Origin of the sequence: Bacteroides sp. 3_2_5 (genome assembly GCF_000159855.2) — a bacterium.
GTDB lineage: Bacteria > Bacteroidota > Bacteroidia > Bacteroidales > Bacteroidaceae > Bacteroides > Bacteroides fragilis.
Map to the genome: position 1 here is coordinate 100,942 of NZ_JH636047.1, position 15,107 is coordinate 116,048.

The following is a 15,107-nucleotide window of genomic DNA, read 5'->3' on the forward strand; positions in this document are numbered from 1 at the left end:
TAAAGTACCACAAAGACACACACTATACAACAGGTGTATTTCTACCTAATAGAGAGATAATATCTCAATTAAGGCATACCGGGAGCTTTGCTTCCACCGTATACTGAGATATCAGACCCTGCTCCTCCTACCCAAGTGCAAATGACATTACCTTCTGGAGAATGTAAATCACGATCTTCATTCGATGAATGATTCGTTGCCTTAGAAGTAGACGAACATGCACATCCACAGTTATGTCCTCCACGAAGTGCATTCATTTCACGATCCGCCAAATCTTCCTGAGAAAGATTGGTCAATTTAATCTTACTAAGTTTTTTCATGGTCACAAAATTTTAAATTAATAATTTAATTATATATCTCACTAACTCGAGTTACAAATTCAAATAGATAGAAAACATATTCTCTGACATCTTCCGTAAAGTATATCGTTCCTCAAATCGCCTCCTATACTTCTCCGACCGTAGATGCTCTTGATCTTCGATTAACCACTGCACCAATAAATCAATAGGTAGATCTACACTATCATCTTCTTCTTTCAATGGTAAACAATGCATCCCTTCTACCATTTCTTTTAAACCGGTAGAGCCTGTTCCTATTAAAGGCAGTCCATGCATTAGCATTTCAATGGCTACATAGCTACATTGCTCATGAAAAGAAGGCAAAACTCCAACATCAGCTATCTGATAAAAAGTATACAGCACCTCTTTCTCTACCTTCCCTGTAAGAACGACATAAGACCATATACCAGCACATTGTTTCAGATATTTATCATAATCACCATCCCCAACAATCACTAACCGACTATTCGGATTCTTTCTGATGACTTGCCGAAAAGCTTCAATCAAATATTGAACTCCTTTAATCCGATCTAAGCGCCCTACAAAAAGAATAATCTTATCCGTCTCCCTAAATCCTAATGCAGATCTCTTTTCCAAACGCTCCTCCTTACTCAGTTTAATCGCTTCATCCTTTAAGCCGTTATAAACCACAACCAGTTTTTCTTTTTCCACTCCATAGTCTTCACGCAGCAAATTCTGAGTATATTGACTCAAACATATCACTTTATCCGAATGCTGAAACAATCGTTTGTCCCGCTCATAACTATTCCGTATTTTTTCGCCCCACTCATTCGACTGCTCTTCCTTATGAATGATCGAACGAAATAATCGAGTATTTCCCTTTAACATGAAACACCAATCCAAATAATGAATAGTCACAAGTAAATAGAATTCCACTCCTATCTTCTTCAGCCAGTCTGCTAAAGGGGCATGATGCAAATAATTCAGATGCAACACGTTTTGCTCATCCTTCAAGAAATGCAGCGCAAGCAAATAAGCAATATTCCGATAACAATACGCAACATCTCCTTTTCTTCCCTCACTCTTTTGAGCAGGAATTTTCAAATAGCGCACTTTCCCCGAATTATCACACTCTTCCGTCACCTCTTTTACCTCCGAGTTCAACTCAACAATAGTTAATCTCACAGAAGAAGTCTGCCTAAAAAATTCAAACATTTGCCGAATATAAGTCCCAACTCCATACTGAGCGGCACGGCTTCCATTCCCTATTAAATAAATATGTTTCATAAAGCTATCATCTTTAATCCATATTTCCAGGATACTTCTTCTTCTATATTCCCTGTATCAATCACTCTCACAAATACATCGTCCAATTCTAACCTCATCCTCAGTCCCTTTTGCTGAACAACCATTTCCAATTCGCTTAGGTAGACTTGATCAAAAGGCATCCGATTCCGGACAGTAGATTTTAAACGGGAAGAGGCATAACAAGCGACTCCCTCTAACCCCGACTCAAATGAAAGATCTGTAGCTCTCCGAGGATCCCATTCCATTATTTTTTGATCCAAATCTTCCAATATCTCATCTGAATCCCCTTCTATAAAAGCATTCTGAATCAGGTACTCAACCCCCCAGCCAATCCCACATAAACCATCGGAAAAACGAATCGGCAAATCGCTGTGAAGTTCCTGAATTACTTCCTCCAGCATTTCCCCAGCAAAGTCCTCATAAAGTACACGCCCCGTATAACGGGCATAATGGAAAAAGAACAATACAATTCCCATTTTGCCATTCAGTACTCCCAGATCTCTGCGGAAACTCCCATGCAACATCTGGTGATCGGCTATTCGTTTTAATAATGCTTCGTTCACTTTACCCATTGTTTTTCCAAGCTTTTATATATTCACGCAATTCGTTACGCTCCATGCTACACACTTTTATAAACTCCATCCGGTTTTGAAACGCCAACTCCTCTGTAGCGTACCCGGAGTTTTCTCCTCGAGGATGCCATAAATGATATAAAGGGCCCTCTTTTACCCAATGCACAGGATATCCCAATATCTCTATTCGCCGGATACGTTCGGCATCTTCCGGTCCCCAACTGACAAAACGTTCGTTATCTCCTCCCCAATGCAAATACTTCTCCCGATCAACAACAAATACTCCACCACACGAAGGGCGTCTCATCAAACGGGCGTATGTAGCGGCGAACATTGTCAGATAGTCGCATCCTTGCCCGGAATATTCAAACGCCTCACTCTGAGCCTCCGAAAGCATTTTCACGACTCCGTCATACGGAATGCTTAACAAATAGCCTTGCTCAATAATCGCAAGTACAGAAGCCTCTATTTGCGATAAAGGGAGTAGTATATCAGCATCCCAGATTGCAACAACAGGTGTAGAAGCGGCCTTTAGCAATCGATTGACATACAATGTTTTATGATAAACCAAACTTTCATCTCTTTCGTAAGTATAGGTGTCTTTATTACTGGCAAAGCCGGACAATTCACTTCTTACATCACCGGCTTCCCATACATGTATTTTTATTCCCGACAAAGACAAATGACGAAGTAAGACCTGAAGATTTCTCATTCTTGCCGGACTATCTATCCGCACAGGGATGCCAATTGTTATTTGTTCGGAGTACTTCATAGTCTTTTTATTTATTCATACAATATTTTATCAAGTCAGAAACTTTGGTCTGATAAAACCCTGTAGGATATAGGTCAAATAAAAAATCAAGCAAATCATCAACAGGCTCATCTACACGCTTCAATTCCTCTTCCAGCCAATCTATCAAATAGATAAAATACTCTTTCAGCAAAGCACTGGAAAAAGTATCACCAAATAAGAAGGTTGGAGTGATCCGGATTAAGATGTAGCGCCCCAATCCAACAATTCCATTTCGCAACGAGAGGCCTGACAATCCATAAATATGAATACACCTTATCAGATACAGATCAATATCTCTCAATATCTCATCGCTATCGGCATCTACATAGCCATGCTGTATCAGATATTCAATACCCCAACCGATCCCGCATAATCCATCATTAAAGGAGATCGGCATTGAATAGTTCAAGTTCTGGCAAACATCATCGAGCAACTCACTGGCAACTTCTTCATAAGCTAACTCACCGGAAAGGCGACCATAGCGGAAAAGAGCAATGGCAATCCCCATTTTTCCGTTGGTGAGTCCGAGGCAGGACGTAGAACGTCCTGCCTGAACTAACTCCCTAACCAAGAAATGCTTATTCCCAATTAATAGTGAACCAACCATAGACGTATCCTCCTGCTGGCGTTGTCAACTCCAGCTTATAGTCTCCCTTTTCAAAATCTTCTACAGAAATAGCTAAGGAGTTTTGCTGATCCGAATTTATACAAGAAGAATACAATATCCCCTTCTCTGAAAGAATACGTACAGTAACCTCTCCGGAATGAACTACAAAAGATATATTAAGAAGAGTATTATCTACAAGAGACGCTTCCACAGGTGTCAAAGGGAGTGATTTTGTATGAGTACTACTGAATATTCCTTTCAAGTCCAGATTAATTACACTATTAATTTCATTAGGAGAAGGAAAGGAATAAGATTCAGCATTACCTTTAAGAATGACAGCAAATAGAAAAATAATCGTACTTAATAAGTGTTTCATAGCAATTTTTTTTAGTTAAACATTAATAAACTTATGCTACAAAACTACAGGTTCCGAAAATGAAAAGCAAATTTGAAGATGGACAATATCTCAATATATATCACATAAAATCAGCAACTTACATCAACTCCTTTTTATTTGATGGACAAACTGGTTTGACTACCCGTCCGACAGAAGCCATATCAGGAACTCCAAGTTCAATTTTAAGTCTCTGTTTACGTTTACTCAAAGCTTGAGCTGAAACTCTCAAAATAGCAGCTTGACGAGCATGCTTCACTTTGATATATTCAAAATAACAAATGGCAACCACTCTTCTATCCAACTCTTCATCATGTTGCTTTTGGTACTGATCTATAAATTTTCTCAAAGAATTACCATAGAGCAAATCAATACATTGGAACAATCCTTCCCAATCGTCCACTTTTAAAGTTTTAATTTCTGAAAGATCACATGTTAATATTCTGACCAACAAATTAATTGATGCATATAAGCCAGGAGTATTCTCCATATCAGAATCTTTTAATGACTTTATCTTATAAGACAAATCCTTATTTCGAGCTCTCAAATCAATATTTATAGACAATTGATTTTTCCATTTCTTTTTCAACTCTTCCAGTTGTTGACTAATTTTGCAGGAATGTTCTTTTTCCTGTTCCAAAAGTGCATTTGTCTTTTCTTGCACCTCCAAAGAGCTCTGTTTCTGTTCGCTCTTTAATTGTTCAAGTTTCTCTACATGCAATTTAGAGTCACTCAACTCTGCCAATAACCTTGCTCGCTCTTGTTCATGCGCCTTCATATTTCTATTGAATTCCTCCTTTTCAATCTGTCTTCTACGCCTTTCTTTCATATAGAACACATAGATAACCGAGGTTATACTCAATAATAACAGAATTACCGATAAGTAAGATATGGTGGAATGAAGTCTTTCATTTTCCAATTTAAAAGTGTGGGCTTGCAACGCAGCATTATTATATTTTTCCTGAATCTCTTTCACTGCATAAGCTAAATTCTGTCGCTCCAAAGAATCAAGAGCTTGTTCATATTGATCCCAATAAATCAAATCTAAATTTCGTGTTTCAAGATGCCCCAAATATTTATATGCAGAAACACGAGTATATGGTCGCGAAGAAGCAGCTGCTTTCAACAAATATCCTTCTGCTTTAGAATAGAGTTTATTAGACAAATAATAAATTCCAAGGCTAAGACATACTGGGGTTTTATCTAAGACTAAGTCTGATTCCAAATTTGACAAAAGCATTTGTTCTGCTGAAGGAGACATCTCTAAATACATTGAAATCTGTCCCCACTCAGAAACAATATCCTTGTATATATCCGATTTAGAATAACTGAGAGCATCGTTGATAGCCTGCTGATAATAAAGAGAAGCACTATCTTGCCTACCCTCTAATAAATAAATCCGTCCCATATCACGCTCTGCATACACAAGATTGGCTGTATCAGTTAATTGTTGAAATAAGGAGACCGATTGACTATTCATTATTAAAGCATCTTGGTACAAGTCTAAATTCATATATAGTTGCCCCAAATGATTGCGCACTAATGCCTGATATTTAAGATTGTCTGTTACATCCAATATAGAGAGAGCTTCTAAAAAATATTTCTGTGCATCCTCTAACATGCCCCTTGAAGATTTAACCCTTCCTAAATAGAATGACGCTTTACCCTTTTTTAGCCTATCTTTTCCATTTGAATAATAGCCAACAGCTATTTGTATCAACGAATCCGAGCTCAACGGTAAATCATTCTTATCCATTGCCTGGGTCAACAGTAGGCAATAATCAGCTTGGTTTTCTCCCGTCAACTTTTCCGGATCCGGTATTTGATGAAGATACACTAAAGCACTATCGGGACATTCCTCCATACACATTTCGGCCTGACGTAACAAACGGGCTACTTGCCCCTCAGAACGCCCATCGGTACAACTTACCAAAAACAAAACAAATAACAATACGCAGCAGATATAAGATGATTTCATCTGTCTTCAAATATAATCCAAAATAAAGAATAAAATAAGTTCTATGAACCCATTCCTCAAAAGTACAATTATATTTTTAAATATCAACAATAAGTAAAATAAAGAATAGAACAGACCTATTCTTTTTCCGGAAAAGTATATATCTATCCGGTGGATCATTTAATAATTTTATCGCAAATACCTTGTCGGTTATTACAGCATATTGTTTCTTTAATAAGAAACCCGCCATTGATGTGGACTTTGTCAATGACGGGCAGTTTAGATTATTCTAAGATTGTATCGAATCACGTTAATATTATTATTTCATTCAATCACCTTGAACCTCATTTCTATCAATAACCATCGGTATTTTATAAGATTTACCTTGACCTCGTCGATTTAACTTTGTATTCTCTTCTATAGTGATCATTTTAATAGGAATTTCATTTATAGCAATAATTTCATCACCTTCTAACAAACCGGCTTTTTTAATATAATTACTCTCATAATCGGCAATTTTAGTAATAATAATTTTTCCATGGCTATTCATACGGGATGACATGTGGAATCGTTTCTTCTGAGGATTGACCACTCGTTCGTAATTCTTTATTGGCTGCAAACCTAATCTTTGTGATTTCATGTCGAAAAAAACATTAAATCTTTTAAGAAAAAGCATTAGTTTTTCAGTGGTTCTACCAAAGGCTATACTATAAATATTATTCCTTAAATTTAGCGATAAGCAACACCGGATTATCTTCGTCATTCAATTTTGAAGCAATCTCTTTCAACTCTCCTTTCAACTTTCCTTGCCCGTTAAGTTCGATGAGCTCCTCGGCCGGATAATATTGTATGGCATAGTTTTCAGGCACTACATGATAATTGGCGGACAATCGCATTTGGAATGCCGGAATATTGGTAGCGGACACTACATCCCTGTTTACCAGATCGACCCGGCAATATTCATTAGTGAACCTGTCATACAAATAAGATACCGGATCAGAAACACGGTTGTTCTTCACATCTATATCCTTTACTATCGTGTACCAAAGCAAATAACGGCCGGTCATCACATCAACCGTCGCTAAAATCGGAATATTGTTTTCGCTTGTATGGTTCCGGCGGACAGTCAATGGAATCAAATGGTCATCACGATATACATACGCCGTATCCAATGAATAATCGGCAATCAGAATATCCGAACCAAAACGGGCTACGGGAGACATTAATAAACTTACATAACCAAACGCACCGTCTCCTACTGTATAAGACAGTCCATCCCTTATTCTCTCCTTGACCGTGATGGGAATCGACGTTAATTTCCCGTCTTTCTTGGAAATCTTGTAATAAGGCGTTTTATTAACAGGATACTTCCCAATCTGAGAGTCGACAAGGCGATAATCTTCGCCAAACAGGAAATTTTCATCATACTCAAATATCGAAGAAGCAAACATGCGGTTTTGCGGCAGTTTAAGCGTGCGCCTGTATGCGCCGCCATAACCATACACCTGAATTCTGCTTTGTAACCCGTCATAGATGAATATCTCCCGGGCTTTTTCATCGATGCAATAACCGCTGACAATATCTCCATATTCTTCCCCGCTCATGCCTGTATGGTTAAAAGAATGAAGGTATTTTCCTGACTTGTCAAAGAAGATAACATCACTTTTCTTGTTTACGGTAACAAGAAAGCTGTCCGTCATAAGGATGGGACGGATACCGACCAATGAGCTGTCACCTGTTTCCAACACGACATATCTTACATCTGCGATATCCTGAAGAATGATTTCTTTCTCGGGGTATTGCTCCTGCAAATCAAAAACAGGCAATCCGGTGAACGGCTCGACAGGAGTATTTACACATGCCGGCTTCTCTTTTTGAGAACTACCGGTACAGGCCACCAACGCACTAAGCACTAAAATCAAATATAGGTTTTTCATTATAAATCTGTTTAAAAATGTATAAAATATTTCTCAGATAGAATCTGCATGAACAGCTTTTTCCTCCTTCTCCACCTTCACTCCGACCTGTTACAGATTTGTGCATAAAGCCCAAATATACCAACAAATAGATGACTTACTTTCATTTATATCAAATTATGATTGTATCAACACCATGAACCCATCCTCAAAAATACAATTATATTTTTAAAAATCAACAATAAGTCGAATAATTCCGGTTGGTAAAATTCAAAAAAGGTATCAAATACTTTTATTCAAATTAACACTGTTAACAGTCATTCCAAAATATCTTTTTTGGAGGATGCAAAGAACAAGTCTTTTGCATTTAAAAGAGCTGTTCCTTATCACCAAAAGACCTGCTTTAACAGTGTGTTAAAACAAGTCTTTTACCGACAAACAGCAAATCAACATAAGCATCTAATTTACAGAATGATAATCAAACAAATCAATTCATTTTCCAGAAGTTTCACTGATATATTATATAGGAAGATAATTACTATTTTGACAAGTAGAACACATAGTATCCCCAAATGTCATTTATTAACAAAGAAGAGCTAACTGCTTCCAGCGGTATATACTATACATCAGCTACTTCACGTATTTCAATACATTTCACTGGATAATCACGGGCTTTATCAAAGCCAATCACCGATAGAGAGAAATCTTTATTTCTCAAAAGCCTATTTTAGCCTTTCTTTATCATAACGGCCAAACCATATTCTCTAGCTTTGCATTGATTCTACTTATTTATATTTACATATCATTAATATATCATTATCATCTATACTCAATCGGGATGCAATATCCTTCAGCTCCCCCTTCAACCCGCCTGCTTGATATTGTTCAATAAGCCTTTCCGCTGTAAACATGCTTATACCATAATTTTCTCTATCAGCAGACTGAAGTATCATAGTCGGCACAGGCCTTTCTATATCGGAGGAATAATTAGAATCATACATTTTCCATTCCGCAATCTTGCCTGTATGCCTGTTTAACACAAGCTCAGGAGCATCCGCCATAGGAGACATAGGAGCAGAAGGATTATAGTACATCGGAATTATTCTAAAATGCAAATATGAATCGGTGTATAATTCACAAGCGACAATGACCGGTGGATCTGATGCATATACCGAAGGAGTCTGCACGGCGATAGGAACCAGTTTGTGATGACGATAGCTGTAAATAGTATCCAAAGCATAGTCGGCAATCAAGAAAGCATCGCCATTTTTTATCAGCGCGGTTATGAGAAAGAGGACCTGATCTTTATAAGCCCCTCCGGGAAATTTGACGATCTCTGTATGCACTTTCTCACTGATAGGTTTATCCACAACAATCCCGATGGAAGACATCTCTCCGCTCTGTTTATCGATCAGATAGTAAGGATGCGTATCCACCTTTTTCTTTTTGCGAAAGTCATAAAACCGGTTATAACCTATCAGATAATCTTTATCATAATTATACAGATCGATAAATGTACAATCCTTCATAGGCAAAGCATGGCTACGCTTATACTGTCCACCCAAAGAATAAATATATATCTTTTTCCGGAACGAATCATAGATGTATATTTCTTGCATGCCAAAATCGGCATCCCATGCGGTTATAGAACTGTACTCTTCAGCAGATCCTCCTCTCCGGTTAAAAGTCCACAAGTACCTCCCTTTTCTATTAAAGAAAAAGATATTGCCATTATCAACACCACTTGCGACAGTTATATAATCATCTGAAATCCGAAAAGCGGAACAATCCGACGCAAGTAGTGAATTACGTGTCGTTTCTAAAGGAACATACTCTACATCGGCAACATCATGTATATTCACTTTCTCAACAGGATATTCACAAGTAATATCTATGACACACAAAGAGGAATCCATGTCATTAGAAACCTTTTCTTTAGTATGAGAGCAACTACATGAAATGAGAAGCAGAAACCATAAATAGATTTTATCCATAAACCTAAATTTTACAAGTATTATTATACTTACTGATTACATCCAAAGAATCTCAGGTTACATACCGTTATACCAGGTCTTTCGTCTAAAATATATTCCGTTTCAATCTTTCAATTTATAGAAAGCAATAATCGGATTATCATCCTCTCCCATTTCATCAAGAAGCTTCAGTAGTTCGGCCTGCTTCTCAGGGAACTTGACCTTAGCTTCAGCGACGTTGCGCCTTACCTGATCCAAATTATCCGGTGTGATTGCAAAATAAAAACTATTTTCACCTGTATACCTAATTCCATCGAACGATTGAGAACCGTCAATATCATTCGTTATACCCGGACTTTCGATCGCCATCCAACCGATACCTTTTAAAGGAGTCTGTTCCCAGGAATCTATCTTTTCTGTCTTTTTATCGTACCGGCTGAACCACATCTTTTTATTATAGGAAAATTTAAAGAGCAGACACTCTTTATTTTCACAAACACTCTGCATCATTATAAAATCTTTCAGACCAAGATCCTTAACGTCATATCTTCCCAAAGGCAAACCATATTTACCAAGAGATAAATGATAACGAGGATAAATGGAGTCACAGGTAATGCCATAGATGGTATCGTTGATTTGAGAATAGACATTACTTCTCCCTTGATAGATCCACGAAGCATCAGAGGAAAGAGTCATCTCCGACTTATCAACTCCAGCAGGCAAGTAAGGAATTTGCTCCATCAATGTCTCCCCTTTTCCATTCACAACACAAGCGGTTATAAAGATTCGTTCATTCCCATTAGGAACAGTGCCGGGATAATAAACCAAGTAATCCCCCATCACATCGATCATATTACTATGAAAAGCAGGCCGTTTCAGGGAAATTCTCCTGACGAAACGATTATCACGCATATCATAACCAATTAGGCTGCCATTGTGGCCGAATGGATAAATAAACACTAAACTATCACTGACTGTGAAACAGTGAATATTAGCTATTTCTCCAGGACCCTGACCTACACGACCGATTTTACGGATAAATTTTCCCGAAGTATCAAACATCATGACATGATTCTGATGCCATGAATAAATAAAGACAAACTTCTTCGTCCGCTTTAGCTGATTTATACTACCGACTAATATATTATCCTGCGTTTCCAGCTTCACATACTCCACATCTTTTACGATGTCACTCAGCAATAAAGGCTTGCCGCAATCTTTCAAGTTGTTAGCAAGATCAATATCTTTAAAGGTTTCCTCAGTCGATAAAGTATCATCTTCTATAGGAACAGAAGACGAAGGCTTACTCGTGCACGCACTTAAAAAAAACAGTGCACAGAATAATAAAACGATATTTTTGTTCATACGCATTATCCTAAATAAAAATTCATGAAGAAGATGTTGCCAAAATTTCCTTTAATATGGATCATATAAGATACACAAAAATAGATTCTAATGAATTAATATTTTTAGTTCAACAGTTGATTGGGTGAGTCACTTACTCAACTGATATTTATAGATTCCATAAAGAGAATTCAATCTTTCAATTTATAGAAAGCAATAATCGGATTATCATCCTCTCCCATTTCATCAAGAAGCTTCAGTAGTTCGGCCTGCTTCTCAGGGAACTTGACCTTAGCTTCAGTGACGTTGCGCCTCACCTGATCCAAATTATCCGGAGTGATTGCGAAGTGAAAACAGTTTTCGCCTACATTATCGAAGTCTTTGAACGATTGAGAGCCGTCAATATCATTCGTTATACCCGGTGCATCGAGTATCATCCAATAATGAGCTTTAAAAGGAGTTTGCTCCCAAGAGTCGATCTTCTCCGTTTTTTTATCGTATCGGCTGAACCATAACTTTTTATCAAACCAAAATTTTAAAAAAAGAAACTCTTTAGTTTCATAAACACTTTGCATCAGAACAAAATCTCCCCAACCATAATCATGAGTAGGATCATATCTTCCGGAAGGCAATTTATATTTTCCAAGAGAAAGATGGTAACGGGGAAAGATAGAATCACAAGTTATGCCGTAGATCGTATCATTAATAAACGAATAAACGTTACTTCTTCCACGATAGAGCCAAGAAGGATCAGAAGATAATTGTACTATTTCCTTATCACCAGAAGATAAGTAAGGGATTTGCTCCATCAATGTCTCCCCTTTTCCATTCGCAACACAAGCGCTTATGAATGTCTTACTATTATCAGGCAAATAAACAGTACCGGGATAATAAACCAAACAATCTCCCATTACATCGATGGTCCAACTAAAAAAGACAGGCCATTTTAAAGAAAACTCTTTGACAAAGCTGTTATCCCGCATATCATAGACTGTCAGGCTACCATTACGGCTGAACGGATAAATAAATACCAAACTATCACTGACTGTGAAACAGTGAATATTAGCTATCTCTCCAGGACCCTGACCTACATGACCGATTTTACGGATAAACTTTCCCGAAGTATCAAACATCATGACATGCCTCTGATTTCTTGAATAAATAAAGACAAACTTCTCCGTCCGCTTTAGCTGCTTTATATCACCGACTAATATATTATCCTGCGTTTCCAGTTTCACATACTCCACATCTTTCACGATGTCACTCAGCAGTAAAGGCTTGCCGCAATCTTTCAGGTTGTTAGCAAGATCAATTTCTTTAAAGGTTTCCTCGGTCGGTAAAGCGTTATCATCCACCATATCCGGAGAAGAAGACTTGCTGCCACAAGCAGCAAGAAAAAACAATACCAAAAACAATGCGATATAATCTAACTTCATAGGACGATAATTTATAGGTTATTACTAATAGTTGGATTTAAGTTTCCCAATCATAAGAATGTCATTATCATTTTCGTGCAAACTATTTTTCAAACCAGTGGCTCGCTTACGTATTTCAGGCTTTAAATCAGTTTGGGCAAGAACTTTATCTAAAGCATCCATCAGTTCAAGAGGATCGTAAGAGATGCAGACATAACCGTTGCGCATAGTCAAGAAAGGATAAGAAAGTCCCAAAAAGTCATTTGTAAAACGATCAATACGCTTCACACTACCATCCTTTTTCGAAACGCAAACATTAAATGTAGTCAGACGGACAGGAGAAGAATTTGAAGAAATATCATTAGGATATAATGTAACACGTGCCCAATAACTCCTTGAAGTTTCATATAAAACAGTACAAGCACTTTGATTTTCAGAAACAACATGATCTATTGTAAAGCGTGGAGTTATTATATTCTTTACTGCATCATAGTGATACAAAGTATCAGGGCGAGTACGCAACATGGGGTCTTCAAAAATAGAAAAAGAAATCGCATCCACATTCCGACATGCCACTAAGCCATTACTGTAATCTCCAATTAAACCGTAATGATTTGCAGAAATCCGATGCACGATATCACCCTCCCTATTTTGCACCCAGCACACATTGTTACTAATTTCAAAATTGGAGTTCTCATTCTCAGAAAATGGCAACCCCACTACAGTTACATGCTTTTTATCATGGTCCATCCAAATACAAGGCTTATGTACTATTTCCTTGAAATGGATAGCTTCATCTGACAGATAATTCCCCTTCAGGTCATAAGTAAGTATTTTATTTGCTCTTCCCGGACCTAAGTAAATACGTTTTTGTTTTTCATCTATCATACAGAAATGTATCGTTTTGTACTCTCCAGGGCCCTGTCCTATACCACCAATATCCGCCACGTATTGACCTTTACGCGTAAATAACTTAATAGGAGATATAGCGTCTGGATTCAGCAAGATATAATTATCTGTCACAAAGATCCCAAATGGATAGGTTTTAATAAGTGCCTCATCCCTATTCTCTAATTTAATGACTTCATATGACTCCACTAAATCACTCAAAGACATCACTATCCCTTCTGCTTTCTCTATTATACGCAAATCAACAGAACGAAAGGCGGAATCTTCTATTATATCCCCCTCTTTGGGTACATATGAAGAGCAGGAAGCAAACATTGCAACCGAAAAAAGAGATAGAAGCGGGTAGAAAAAGTGTCTTGCCTTCATATAAAATAGGTTTTAGTTTAAAACAAAAGCATACAGTCCTAAAAGCATGCCGAAATATACGAATAATTCGTAGAATATCATTTTTTAGGAATATGTTTATTAACACTATTAACAAAATTACCAAAAAGCAAATGGTTCTTCAGAAGTATTAACCTCCTACTTGATTATTTTCTAAATAATAGAAGAATATTTTGTTTTTCGGAAAATAAATAATATCTTTGTGTCAAATTAATGTGTTATGAGAATAATATCATTTGCAGCCATAAGAAATTACGCCAAAAAGCACGCTGATGCTGATGTACCTTTGCGTGATTGGTATAAAAAAAACAGAAAAGGCAGATTGGTCGTGTTTGGCTGATACAAAGCAAACATTCAATAGTGTTGACTATGTAGGTAATGATAGATTTGTCTTTAACATCAAAGGCAATGATTACAGGCTGGTTGCTACGATTTTGTTTGCTGCTAAAAAAGTGTTTATCCGTTGGATAGGTACTCATAAAGAATATGATAACAAAGATTGTTCAAATGCTTAAATTTGTTTGGTATGGCAAAGATAAAAACAGAAAAACAGTACAAGGCAGCTTGTTCAAGAATTGAAGAACTGCTTAAGGTGGTTAGTAATGATACTCCAACCGATGATAAAAACTTCCTCGAATTGGATTTGATTTCCGATTTGGTCGCAGACTATGAAGAGGAGCATTTCCCTATAGAAGCTCCTTCTTTGGTGGATGTTATTAAGCTTCGTATGTATGAAATGGGGCTTACCCAAACAAAACTGTCAGAATTGTTAAATGTAAGTCCTTCCCGGATTAGCGAATACCTTTCAGGAAAGTGTGAACCAACCTTGAAAGTTGCTCGTGAAATAAGCCGGAAGCTAAATATTGATGCTAATATAGTGTTGGGGGTATAAGTGTAAGTTTTTGTCGTGATATATTTTAGGCGTGATTCCATTTTTAGGTTTCACGCCTTTTTTATGTCATTTTACGACAATCGCTTCATTGTCGTGTATCACCTATCTACCTGAGTTCGGGATAAGAAATTAGTGTATAAAATTGGTAATCATATGATTAATTTGTATTTTTATGGTGTTCTAAATCAACAAATTGGAACTGTTTTTCTAATTACTTATCCCGAACTCAGGTAATAATTCGTAGAATATCATTTTTTAGGAATATGTTTATTAACACTATTAACCATATTTTCAAGGGATAAACAAGGGATGAACAGGTTCTTAACTTCCCGGATGTACGAAGT

General features: G+C 37.2%; 14 protein-coding genes and 2 pseudogenes. 3 read left to right on the forward strand and 13 right to left on the reverse strand.

Features of this window, described 5'->3' with window-relative positions:
* Positions 1–68: 68 nt before the first annotated feature.
* The 7 genes from BSHG_RS00185 to BSHG_RS00155 form a co-directional block, all read right to left on the reverse strand.
* A complete protein-coding gene (locus tag BSHG_RS00185) occupies positions 69–320 on the reverse strand; it encodes a TIGR04149 family rSAM-modified RiPP (RefSeq protein WP_005799093.1) in 252 nt (83 codons plus the stop codon).
* A 51-nt stretch (positions 321–371) separates the two neighbouring features.
* Positions 372–1,586 carry a TIGR04157 family glycosyltransferase gene (locus BSHG_RS00180; protein ID WP_008661768.1) on the reverse strand — a complete coding sequence of 405 codons (1,215 nt, stop codon included), beginning with the start codon at positions 1,584–1,586 and terminating at the stop codon, positions 372–374.
* Entirely contained in the window at positions 1,583–2,179 is a 597-nt protein-coding gene (locus BSHG_RS00175; protein WP_008661769.1) for a lanthionine synthetase LanC family protein, read from the reverse strand. Before BSHG_RS00175 ends, BSHG_RS00180 begins: the two co-directional genes overlap by 4 nt.
* Positions 2,172–2,951 carry a galactosyltransferase-related protein gene (locus BSHG_RS00170; protein ID WP_008661770.1) on the reverse strand — a complete coding sequence of 260 codons (780 nt, stop codon included), beginning with the start codon at positions 2,949–2,951 and terminating at the stop codon, positions 2,172–2,174. Before BSHG_RS00170 ends, BSHG_RS00175 begins: the two co-directional genes overlap by 8 nt.
* 7 nt (positions 2,952–2,958) lie before the next feature.
* Complete coding sequence (locus BSHG_RS00165) at positions 2,959–3,579, reverse strand: lanthionine synthetase LanC family protein (protein WP_008661771.1); 621 nt, start codon at positions 3,577–3,579, stop codon at positions 2,959–2,961.
* Positions 3,551–3,955 (reverse strand): DUF3244 domain-containing protein, encoded by a 405-nt coding sequence (locus BSHG_RS00160; RefSeq protein ID WP_008661772.1) that lies wholly within the window; start codon positions 3,953–3,955, stop codon positions 3,551–3,553. Before BSHG_RS00160 ends, BSHG_RS00165 begins: the two co-directional genes overlap by 29 nt.
* A 118-nt stretch (positions 3,956–4,073) precedes the next feature.
* A complete protein-coding gene (locus BSHG_RS00155; protein ID WP_005799080.1) occupies positions 4,074–5,951 on the reverse strand; it encodes a tetratricopeptide repeat protein in 1,878 nt (625 codons plus the stop codon).
* A gap of 155 nt (positions 5,952–6,106) precedes the next feature.
* On the opposite strand from BSHG_RS00155, the pseudogene BSHG_RS23620 reads away from it, so the two are divergent.
* A pseudogene (locus tag BSHG_RS23620) lies at positions 6,107–6,223 on the forward strand (IS982 family transposase); the annotation flags it as partial.
* A 35-nt stretch (positions 6,224–6,258) separates the two neighbouring features.
* On the opposite strand, the gene BSHG_RS00150 reads toward BSHG_RS23620, so the two are convergent.
* The 6 genes from BSHG_RS00150 to BSHG_RS00125 all read right to left on the reverse strand — a co-directional run bounded on the left by BSHG_RS00150 (position 6,259) and on the right by BSHG_RS00125 (position 13,853).
* Positions 6,259–6,570, reverse strand: a complete 312-nt coding sequence (locus tag BSHG_RS00150) for a PDZ domain-containing protein (RefSeq protein WP_008661774.1) — start codon at positions 6,568–6,570, stop codon at positions 6,259–6,261.
* 76 nt (positions 6,571–6,646) lie between these two features.
* Positions 6,647–7,867 (reverse strand): 6-bladed beta-propeller, encoded by a 1,221-nt coding sequence (locus BSHG_RS00145; RefSeq protein WP_005814411.1) that lies wholly within the window; start codon positions 7,865–7,867, stop codon positions 6,647–6,649.
* A gap of 764 nt (positions 7,868–8,631) precedes the next feature.
* Positions 8,632–9,840 carry a 6-bladed beta-propeller gene (locus BSHG_RS00140; RefSeq protein WP_008661779.1) on the reverse strand — a complete coding sequence of 403 codons (1,209 nt, stop codon included), beginning with the start codon at positions 9,838–9,840 and terminating at the stop codon, positions 8,632–8,634.
* 102 nt (positions 9,841–9,942) lie between these two features.
* Positions 9,943–11,184 carry a 6-bladed beta-propeller gene (locus BSHG_RS00135; protein WP_008661780.1) on the reverse strand — a complete coding sequence of 414 codons (1,242 nt, stop codon included), beginning with the start codon at positions 11,182–11,184 and terminating at the stop codon, positions 9,943–9,945.
* A 170-nt stretch (positions 11,185–11,354) separates the two neighbouring features.
* Positions 11,355–12,599: a 6-bladed beta-propeller gene (locus BSHG_RS00130; RefSeq protein WP_008661781.1), complete on the reverse strand. Its 1,245-nt coding sequence runs from the start codon at positions 12,597–12,599 to the stop codon at positions 11,355–11,357.
* A 24-nt stretch (positions 12,600–12,623) separates the two neighbouring features.
* Positions 12,624–13,853, reverse strand: a complete 1,230-nt coding sequence (locus BSHG_RS00125; RefSeq protein ID WP_008661782.1) for a 6-bladed beta-propeller — start codon at positions 13,851–13,853, stop codon at positions 12,624–12,626.
* Between the two features lie 238 nt (positions 13,854–14,091).
* On the opposite strand from BSHG_RS00125, the pseudogene BSHG_RS00120 reads away from it, so the two are divergent.
* Together BSHG_RS00120 and BSHG_RS00115 are read left to right on the forward strand one after the other, a co-directional pair.
* A pseudogene (locus BSHG_RS00120) lies at positions 14,092–14,386 on the forward strand (type II toxin-antitoxin system HigB family toxin).
* A gap of 11 nt (positions 14,387–14,397) precedes the next feature.
* Positions 14,398–14,763 carry a type II toxin-antitoxin system HigA family antitoxin gene (locus tag BSHG_RS00115; protein ID WP_005791845.1) on the forward strand — a complete coding sequence of 122 codons (366 nt, stop codon included), beginning with the start codon at positions 14,398–14,400 and terminating at the stop codon, positions 14,761–14,763.
* The last annotated feature ends 344 nt before the right edge of the window (positions 14,764–15,107 follow it).

What these genes read in the sequence shown, in the direction of transcription:
- BSHG_RS00185 (WP_005799093.1), bottom strand. Translation starts at nt 320, where the DNA reads ATGAAAAAACTTAGTAAGATTAAATTGACCAATCTTTCTCAGGAAGAT.
- BSHG_RS00180 (WP_008661768.1), bottom strand. Translation starts at nt 1,586, where the DNA reads ATGAAACATATTTATTTAATAGGGAATGGAAGCCGTGCCGCTCAGTAT.
- BSHG_RS00175 (WP_008661769.1), bottom strand. Translation starts at nt 2,179, where the DNA reads ATGGGTAAAGTGAACGAAGCATTATTAAAACGAATAGCCGATCACCAG.
- BSHG_RS00170 (WP_008661770.1), bottom strand. Translation starts at nt 2,951, where the DNA reads ATGAAGTACTCCGAACAAATAACAATTGGCATCCCTGTGCGGATAGAT.
- BSHG_RS00165 (WP_008661771.1), bottom strand. Translation starts at nt 3,579, where the DNA reads ATGGTTGGTTCACTATTAATTGGGAATAAGCATTTCTTGGTTAGGGAG.
- BSHG_RS00160 (WP_008661772.1), bottom strand. Translation starts at nt 3,955, where the DNA reads ATGAAACACTTATTAAGTACGATTATTTTTCTATTTGCTGTCATTCTT.
- BSHG_RS00155 (WP_005799080.1), bottom strand. Translation starts at nt 5,951, where the DNA reads ATGAAATCATCTTATATCTGCTGCGTATTGTTATTTGTTTTGTTTTTG.
- BSHG_RS00150 (WP_008661774.1), bottom strand. Translation starts at nt 6,570, where the DNA reads ATGAAATCACAAAGATTAGGTTTGCAGCCAATAAAGAATTACGAACGA.
- BSHG_RS00145 (WP_005814411.1), bottom strand. Translation starts at nt 7,867, where the DNA reads ATGAAAAACCTATATTTGATTTTAGTGCTTAGTGCGTTGGTGGCCTGT.
- BSHG_RS00140 (WP_008661779.1), bottom strand. Translation starts at nt 9,840, where the DNA reads ATGGATAAAATCTATTTATGGTTTCTGCTTCTCATTTCATGTAGTTGC.
- BSHG_RS00135 (WP_008661780.1), bottom strand. Translation starts at nt 11,184, where the DNA reads ATGAACAAAAATATCGTTTTATTATTCTGTGCACTGTTTTTTTTAAGT.
- BSHG_RS00130 (WP_008661781.1), bottom strand. Translation starts at nt 12,599, where the DNA reads ATGAAGTTAGATTATATCGCATTGTTTTTGGTATTGTTTTTTCTTGCT.
- BSHG_RS00125 (WP_008661782.1), bottom strand. Translation starts at nt 13,853, where the DNA reads ATGAAGGCAAGACACTTTTTCTACCCGCTTCTATCTCTTTTTTCGGTT.
- BSHG_RS00115 (WP_005791845.1), top strand. Translation starts at nt 14,398, where the DNA reads ATGGCAAAGATAAAAACAGAAAAACAGTACAAGGCAGCTTGTTCAAGA.